This is a genomic window from Azohydromonas australica DSM 1124 (assembly GCF_000430725.1).
Lineage (GTDB): Bacteria > Pseudomonadota > Gammaproteobacteria > Burkholderiales > Burkholderiaceae_C > Azohydromonas > Azohydromonas australica.
In genome coordinates this window covers 1-7993 of sequence record NZ_AUMO01000138.1, presented here as the reverse complement: position 1 = coordinate 7993, position 7993 = coordinate 1, and the positions used below count along the sequence as shown (strand labels likewise).

8 protein-coding genes are annotated in these 7993 nt (G+C 67.3%); 5 read left to right on the top strand and 3 right to left on the bottom strand.

All coding sequences use genetic code 11. The annotated features are described in order from the left end of the window. Positions 1 to 968: 968 nt before the first annotated feature. Positions 969 to 1583, top strand: a complete 615-nt coding sequence (locus H537_RS51330; RefSeq protein ID WP_211235032.1) for a hypothetical protein — start codon at positions 969 to 971, stop codon at positions 1581 to 1583. Here H537_RS51330 and istB read toward each other — a convergent pair. The 3 genes from istB to H537_RS53195 form a co-directional block, all read right to left on the bottom strand. Beyond that, entirely contained in the window at positions 1537 to 2241 is a 705-nt protein-coding gene (gene istB, locus H537_RS0118510; protein ID WP_156901836.1) for an IS21-like element helper ATPase IstB, read from the bottom strand. The genes H537_RS51330 and istB overlap by 47 nt on opposite strands. A 109-nt stretch (positions 2242 to 2350) precedes the next feature. Continuing rightward, positions 2351 to 4054 carry a site-specific integrase gene (locus H537_RS0118505; RefSeq protein WP_028999031.1) on the bottom strand — a complete coding sequence of 568 codons (1704 nt, stop codon included), beginning with the start codon at positions 4052 to 4054 and terminating at the stop codon, positions 2351 to 2353. Positions 4055 to 4126: 72 nt separating this feature from the next. Then, entirely contained in the window at positions 4127 to 4765 is a 639-nt protein-coding gene (locus tag H537_RS53195) for a hypothetical protein (RefSeq protein ID WP_156901835.1), read from the bottom strand. 174 nt (positions 4766 to 4939) lie between these two features. On the opposite strand from H537_RS53195, the gene H537_RS0118495 reads away from it, so the two are divergent. The 4 genes from H537_RS0118495 to tnpC all read left to right on the top strand — a co-directional run. Continuing rightward, positions 4940 to 5500, top strand: a complete 561-nt coding sequence (locus tag H537_RS0118495; protein ID WP_028999029.1) for an ISAs1 family transposase — start codon at positions 4940 to 4942, stop codon at positions 5498 to 5500. 131 nt (positions 5501 to 5631) lie between these two features. Beyond that, a complete protein-coding gene (tnpA, locus tag H537_RS0118490) occupies positions 5632 to 6060 on the top strand; it encodes an IS66-like element accessory protein TnpA (RefSeq protein ID WP_028999028.1) in 429 nt (142 codons plus the stop codon). After that, positions 6036 to 6395 (top strand): IS66 family insertion sequence element accessory protein TnpB, encoded by a 360-nt coding sequence (tnpB, locus tag H537_RS0118485; RefSeq protein ID WP_156901834.1) that lies wholly within the window; start codon positions 6036 to 6038, stop codon positions 6393 to 6395. The genes tnpA and tnpB overlap by 25 nt, the downstream gene beginning before the upstream one ends. Before the next feature lie 92 nt (positions 6396 to 6487). Then, positions 6488 to 7993 (top strand): IS66 family transposase (gene tnpC / locus H537_RS44085; RefSeq protein ID WP_238446724.1); only part of this gene is annotated, 1506 nt, incomplete at its 3' end.

Here is a 7993-nt window from a genome sequence, read left to right as displayed (position 1 = left end):
TTGGCCTCTGGCTCATCGTCGCGCCGTCCCATCTATGCCTCCTACCCCGCAGCATCGCCTACCATGAGGTGTTCGGCAAACTATTTATTTATTCAACACCCTCTTAGTACTAAAAGGTCTGCTTCAGGTCTGGGCAGCGCAGTTATGGGAAGTAATCGTGCGGGGGCAAGAGGCGCAGCACGCTGCAGACCGCCATCCTCACTGCCAGCCGCGGTACGGGCTTGCACCGTGGAAAATGCGGCGGCGCCCGCTCACCAATCCAGCAGCGGTTTTTCGTCCAGCCTCGCAGTCAGCAGCTTGGCTACCCCGCCCTGGCCTAGTGAGCAATTGACTGCCTGCGACAGCCGGTGCCCAACCGCGGACACGGGGCCCGGCCATGAAGGCGGGGTGATGCAAACTGAGTTGCAGGCCGCTCTGAATGTCGCGCTGGTTTCAATGATGCCCGACCATGGAGGCCAAGTGACGCACGGCCTCGAAGGGCTCGTCGTTGCGGCTGGCCATCTCGCTTCAACGATGCCCGGCCATGAGGACAGGGTGATGCGATCCTGCCGGTTAACGTATGTCTCTTGGCCACCACTTCAACAATGCCCAGCCGCGGAGAAGGCCGAGTGGTGCGCGTCGTCCTTTAGCAACTTGCGCACGATGTCGCGACTTCAACGGTGCACAGCTTGGCCAAACGACGGGCAGAGTCGGCTAGCGTCCGCCACAGCAGGCCGTGCCGCCGTGAGCCACGGGCGCTGTGGGCCGGGCAGGCCGCTTAATCGATGGCGCTGGCGGCCTGCATAGCGGCAGGCCAGCAGTAGAGGCACCAACTCGAAACTCAGTGCTGACTTCTTCGCGCTTCACCACGACATCCGAGGGAAAATTTCGTCTTATAAATCACAAAAAGTTTCCAGCTTCTACGTACAATCCCCAGTTCCCTGTCCGATCTCAGATGGGGTTCACGCGCTAAACGTTGGGGTGTTGATATGGGGAAGCGAACTTGGGACAAAGACAACGCTGAAGATCGGATCAAAGCCAGGATCGAAGAGGTCTCAGGCGTCGAGATCCGGGAGTATGTGAGAGAGACTAACCTTACTGCATTGCCAAATGGGGTTGCGTACCGGGTCAACGGTGTGCATCTCTATGTGGACATCCTGAACCTAGACGAGATGCTGAACGTGACGGTCTATGAGGGAGAGACTGCTCACCGCCGCACGCTGCGATTCTTGAACCTGCACTACAGGGCTGTTCGCAAGATCCTGTTGGACGTCGATGCAATCCAAGTCGACTTTCATAACCAGCGCCTGCACGCAGTCTTCGCCAAGCCCTACGGCGACGAAGAAGCACGCATCCATCGTGCGGTGGCTACCGCGCAGCTGATCATCGACGTGCTAGCTCGCACTGGGGAGGGCGGAAGTGACCCCCTGCCGGCCGCAACGGTACGCGTTGGGATTGATTCCGGAATGGCGCTTGTCACTTTCCGGCATATAGGAGCCGGCCTTTTTCGGCATATAGGAGCCACGTCGAAGGGCTCTCAGGACACCGGTGACGGCCTCAAGCTTGGGCGGCCTTGGCGCCGCTGGCAAGCCGGTTGTGGATGACGGTAGGGAGTTGCCGCGGGGCGCGGTAGCTCGTGCCATCGAGTACCAGGCAGTAGGCGTTGTGGCGCATCCGGTCCAGCGTGGCGCTGGCCAGGAGCTTGTTGGCCGGGAAGGCCTGGTCCCACTCCTGGAAGTCGAGGTTGCTGGTGACGATGGTGGCCACGCTCTCGTAGCGCTCGGCCATGAGCTCGTGCAGGTCCTCGTCGGCCGGTGGCCGCAGCGGTTTAAGCCCGAAGTCGTCCAGGATCAGGAGTGGCACGCGCGCCAGGTTGGCCAGCCGGCGCTCGTAGCCGCCGGTGGCGCGGGCGGCGTTGAGCGAGGCGGTGAGCTGGCTGCAGGTCATGAAGGCCACGTCCACACCCTGGCGCACTGCACAGTGGCCCAGGGCCTGGGCCAAGTGGCTTTTGCCCGTGCCGCACGGGCCCACGATGAGGACCGGCGACTTCTCCTCCAGGTAGCGCCCGGTGGCGAGCTCGTGCACCAGGGCGCGGTTGAGCTGGGGCAGTCGCTCGAAGTCGAACTGCTCCAGCGTCTTGCTGCTGCGGAAGGCGGCGCGCCGCAGCCGGGTGACGAACTTCTTCTGCTCGCGCCGCGCGACCTCGTCCTCCACCAGCAAGGCGAGGAACTCCGTGTAGGGGTGGACGGACTCCTTGTGCAAAAAGGTGCGCTTTGGGTCTGAAACCCGTTGCGGGACAAGAACTTACAAAAATTTGAATTACGGCAAAGCCAGTTTCGGCGTGCAAATCGGTGCGTTTTGAGTGGGAATATCAGCGCTGACGGCGGCCAGAAAACGCCGCGCCGATCTGCCTGGCGCGGCGCTCGTCGTCAGCGTGCAGGTACAGCGACGTGGTGGACACCGACGCGTGGCGCAGGTTGTCGCGCACCGTGGTCAGATCCGCGCCGGCCTCAAGAGCATGCGAGGCGTGGCTGTGTCGAAGCCAGTGCGGGGAGGCCCGGTTCAGCTTCTCGGCCAGCGCCGGATTGACGTCGGCGAGCACCGCGGCCGCGGTCGAGAAGAAGCGCTTCATCGCCGCCCACAGCCGCCTGGCCGTGATGCCGGCCTCGCCGTTGAGGCTGCCCAGCAGCGGCGTGCGCGGGTCCCACTTCGCCGGGCTCACCGGCAGTCGGCGTTGCACCAGGTAAGTCTCCAGCGCGCCGCGCGCGATGAGGGGCAGCACCACCTTGCCGGCCTTGCTGCCCTTGCCGACCACGTGCAGCCAGGCATCGCCGCCGGCGTCGGTTTCAATGTTGCCCAACGTCGCCCCGACCAGCTCGCTGGCGCGCAGCCCGGTGCCGAAGCCGAAGTCCAGCACGAAACGCATGCGCTGCGCCGCGCGCGGCTCCCACCCGTACGCCCATTCGAGCGCATCGGCGACGGTGCGCACCAGGCCCCACTCGGCGCCGGAGAGCCCTCGCGTCGTGTCCATCCCGGCTGCTCGCATGCCGCGCACCCGGATGCCGGCGAAAGGGTTGGCCAGCACGTAGCGCTTGTCGATGAGCCAGCGGAACATCGCGCTCAGCACCGACAGGGCGTAGGCCGTGGAGCGCGGCGAGAGGCCGCCGGTGAAGGGGCGCCACAGCGGCGAGGAGCGCGCCGTGGCGGGGGCGATCCAGCGCGAGCGTGGTGCCGGATGGCGCAGGAACGCGCGGTAGGCCACGGCATCCTCGGTGGTGAGCGAGGACAGCGCCACGCCGCGCTCGACGATGGCCCAGAGCAGCAACCTCTCGGCCTCCTTGCGATACGCACGCTGCGTGGCTGGTGCCTCGTGCAACGCCAGCCACGACTGCACGGCCTCGTAGTCGTTGTTGGCTCGCAGCGAGCACGATGCGCGCGGCGCACGGAAGGCGCCCTGGGTGCCATCGACATCGGCCGGCACGGCGATGTGCTCCCAGGGCCGCACGTCACCCTGCTGCGGCACGGCCACCAGGGCGCGGGCACGCTCGGTGAGCTCGGGATGCGAGGCGAAGAAGGCTTCGACCTGCGTGGCCATGGCCGGACCCAGACCGGCGACCGCTGTCCACCAGCGCCGGCGGCGCGGCACCCGCAGCGTGAGCTCGGCCAGCGTCCGGATGCCCGCCTTGCGCAGCACCGCGGCCACGCGCGGGGGCAGCCAGCGGCCCACGTCGTCGCCAATGAGCGGCTGAGGGGTGGGCGTGCTGCGCAGTGCCTCGACGGCCTGCGCGACGGCGCGCGCGGCTGCAGCGCCCTTGCGCGCCGTGCCCGTGAAGTGCCGCGCCAGGTCCTCGCGTTGGCGGCTGGCCGCGAAGGCGGCGAGCTGCCGGCGGATGTGGCCGATCATGGAGCGCGATGAGCCGCCCGCCGGCCGCCGCTCAGGGATGAAGCGCCCCACGGCCTCGCGCGAGGACAGGCCTTCTTGCCAGGCCCGCAGGGCGGACAGCGCCGCGGCGTCGGGCAGCTCCAGCAGCGGCTGCTCTTGGGCGGGCTCTGCGGCGGACCGGCGCGTTTTCACGCCAGTCAGTTTAGGCCTGCGACGGTGCTGATCCGATAAGCAGAATTATTTCCTGCATGGCGTCGATTGGCATCAGGCGCGGACATTCCACGGGTGCCATGGTGATTGCCGCACAGCCGCATCCACCGATGCGAACAACGACTCCCGCTCGTGGTGCCGGGCCGCGCTGATGTTGAGTCCTGCGTCGTTGAGGAAGAACTCGGTTTTGAGCCAGCTGCTGGCGGACCAGAAGCCCAGCCTCTCGCGAATGCGCGGCATCTCCTCATGCAGCCGCTGGGTGCCCGAGAGCTCCACGGGCCGCGGTGTCACGGGCATCACATGCCGGCGCGGCTCATGGTCGGCGCTGCCGTAGACCTTGATGTGGTTGCGCACAGCAACGCGCAGCGCCTCGATGACTTGTGCGGGCGTGTTGCCCAGGGCCTGCATCGCGACTTGGCAATGCCTTGCGACAACGGTGTCGTCCGCCAACGTGAAGAGCCAGAAGTGCGGCCGTGCTTGGGCAATACCCAGTAGCCGACGGCGCTTGAAGGCGCCGTGCGCAGGCGAGCGCGAAGGCGCGACGAACCAACCGTCCCGGTCGGACCAGGTCAGGCAAGGCCCCTGGCAGGCGCGAAGCACGGTGTCCTGGGCTTGCGTGACCACGTGCCGGCGCTGGAACTTGTCAGACCCAGGAGGCACGCACATCGCGGTGCCGGCAGCGGCAATGCCCATGAAGCACGCGCAAGAGTCGGCATCAATGGTAGCGGCTCCTGTGCACAGCGCCAAGGTGCTGCAGCAGTTGCGTTCCAGTCGGCAACGCCTGTGTAGGCCATCATGACGGCGCGGCAGGGCTGTTCACTTCTGCCTGGGATAATGGCCAGCCAGTGATGAAGTGACGGCAGTTGGATGAAGACGTTGAAGGAATGCTTGGCGACGGTGAGCGATCCGCGCCGGGCGCAGGGCAAGCGCTACGACCTCGTGCATGCGCTGCTGTACTGCGTGCTGGCGGTGGCCTCGGGGGCGACCTCGTACCGCAAGATCCACGCCTTCATCGACACACATTGGCAGCGACTCAACGAGGTGTTTGGCAGCAATTGGAAGCGCGCGCCGGCGTACACGGGAGTGCGCAAGATTCTTCAAAAGCTCGACGCAGCGCAACTGGAGTCGGCGCTGCGCCTGATGGCGGGCGAGCAGTTACAAGACGCGGCTGAAGGAGTGGCACCGCGTGCGCTGGTGGCGGTGGACGGCAAGACGCTGCGCGGCAGCTTGGACCGTTTTGAGGACAAGAAGGCCGCGCAGGTGCTCAGCGCGCTGGCGGTGGGCGAGCGTCTGGTGTTGGGGCACGTGCTCATCGAGGACAAAGGCAAGGAATACGAGGGCGCGGCCGCGCAGCGCCTCATTGAGGAGTTGGGCCTGGCCGGGTGCGTATTCACGTTGGACGCACTGCACTGTCAAAAAAACGGTTGAGCGCGCAATTGCCTGTGGCGCCGAGCTGCTGTGCCAGCTCAAGGCCAACCGTGAGCGTCCGGTCCTCCCACCTTGAGAGGAAGTAGCCAGACGCCGACGATGACGTCCATCTATTCGGTAGATGGACATCTATGTACTCACGCTCGAATCCCCGGCGCCGCCACGGCGCCGAGCTCAAGGCAGCAGTCCTGGCCGCCTGCAATGAGCCTGGCGCCTCGGTGGCGGCGGTGGCCCAGGCCCATGGCCTCAATGCCAACCTGGTGCACCAGTGGCGGCGCGGCCGCGGTACAGCGGCGGCGACGGTGGCGGCCGCTGCGGCGGCGGCGCCATTGCCCATCATCGAAGCCACGGCAGCCTGCGCTGCCACGCCAACGTTCATCCCCGTGGAGTTGCCGCCGGCGCCGGTGCCGGCCGCGGCAACCACAACGCCCGCGCCCACGCCTGACGTGCCGCAGGAGATCCACATCGAGCTGCGCCGCGGCGCCGTGACGGTGAACGTGCGCTGGCCGGTGCATGCCGCGGCGCAGTGCGCGGCGTGGACGCGCGAGGTGCTGCGGTGATCCGCATCGACAGCCTGTGGTTGTGCGCGCAGCCGCTGGACATGCGCTGCGGCGCCGAGCGGCTCATGAGCTGCGTCGTGAAGGTCCACGGCGAGGCCCGCGCCCACCACGGCTACCTCTTCGCCAATGCCCGCTCCAATCGCATCAAGCTGCTCGTGCACGACGGCTTCGGGGTGTGGTGCGCGGCACGCCGGCTTCACAGCGGGCACTTCGACTGGCCGCGCGCTGCCCACCCCGGCCAGCGCCTGGCGCTGACCCAGGCGCAGTTCAATGCGCTGGTGCTGGGGCTGCCCTGGCAGCGCCTGCCTGAGATGAGCGTGATCACATGCGCGTGACGGGCTTGGGCACCAGCAGCTTGGCCGCGCAGTCTGAGCAAGAGCACATTCGCCAATGGCGGGCATGCTCGGCGAACGGCATGCTGGCGGGCATGAGCAGCCTGCTTGACCTCACAGCCAGCGACCTCCAGGGCCTCAAGCCCGAGGCTGTTGTCGCGCTGGCGCAGCAACTGCAGCAACACCTCGCCAGCCAAGCCCGCGAGCTCGAACTCAAGGAGCAACTGATCCAGCGCCAGGCGCGCGACATCATCTGGCGTGACGCGAAGATCGAGAAGATCAACTTCGAGCTCGCACGCCTCAAGCGCTGGAAGTTCGGCGCCAGCACCGAGGCGATGACGGCGCAGCAGCGCGTGCTGTTCACCGAGACGCTCATCGAGGACGAGGCCAGCCTCGAAGCCCAGCTTGCGGCCCTGCGCGCGGCCTTGCCCGAGACGCCAGCGTCACCCAAGGCGCCGCCTCGGCGCCCGCGCCGCCAGGCGCTGCCCGAGCACCTCAAGCGCGTGGAGCACCGCCACGAGCCCGAGGACAGCCACTGCCCGACGCCGGGGTGCGGGCGCTTGATGACGCGCGTGGGCGAGGACGTCAGCGAGAAGCTCGACATCGTTCCCGCGCAGTTCTTCGTGCACCGCCACATCTACGGCAAGTGGGCCTGCCGCTGCTGCGAGCGCCTGGTGCAGGAGCCGGCCGAGCCCGACGTGGTCGATGGCGGCATCCCGGCCAGCGGCTTGGTGGCGCACACGATGATCAGCCGCTTCGTGGACCACCTGCCGTACTACCGCCAGGAAGAGATCAACGCCCGATCGGGCGTGCACACGCCGCGCTCGACGCTGGCGTCGTGGTCCGGCACGGGCGGTGCGGGGCTGCAGCCGCTGTACGAGGCGCACAGGCGCTTCGTGCTCAGCGCAGCGGTGCTGCATGCCGACGAGACGCCGGTGCCGCTGCTGGACCCCGGCCGGGGCAAGACCAGGAAGGCCTACGTCTGGGCCTATGCGCGCAGCCCGCTCGACGGTGCGCCGGGTGTCATCTACGACTTCTGCACCGGCCGCGGGGCGCAGTACCCGCTGGCCTTCCTCGGTGGCAAGGGTCCGCCGTACCCCGAGCCGCCCTGGCGCGGCACGCTGGTGTGCGACCAGTACGCCGCCTACGCCGCCGTGCTGGACCCCAGGACCCAGCCCGGGCGGCAGGCTGCGGGCTGCGCCGCGCATGCACGACGCAAGTTCGAGGAGTTGAGCAAGCACGCGGCCAGTGCCAGCCCCGTGGCGTTGGAAGCCATGCAGCGCTGGGCACGCATCTACCATGTCGAGAGCCTGCTGGCGGGCATGACGCCCCAAGACCGGCTCGATGGCCGCCAGCGCCTGAGCCGGCCGCTGTGGGACGAGCTCCATGCCTGGCTGAAGCTTCAACGCCAGCGCGTGGCTGGCGGCGCCATCGCCCAGGCCATCGACTACAGCCTCAACGGCTGGGACGCGCTGACGCGGCACCTGAGCGATGGGCGCGTGCTCATCGGTAGAGTAGAGATGTGGCGCGGTGGCCGTAGGTCCGGTTTGTCCATTTCCGCCCCTTTCGTCTGGCGGTGCCCGAGTAACCTCGCCATAGCT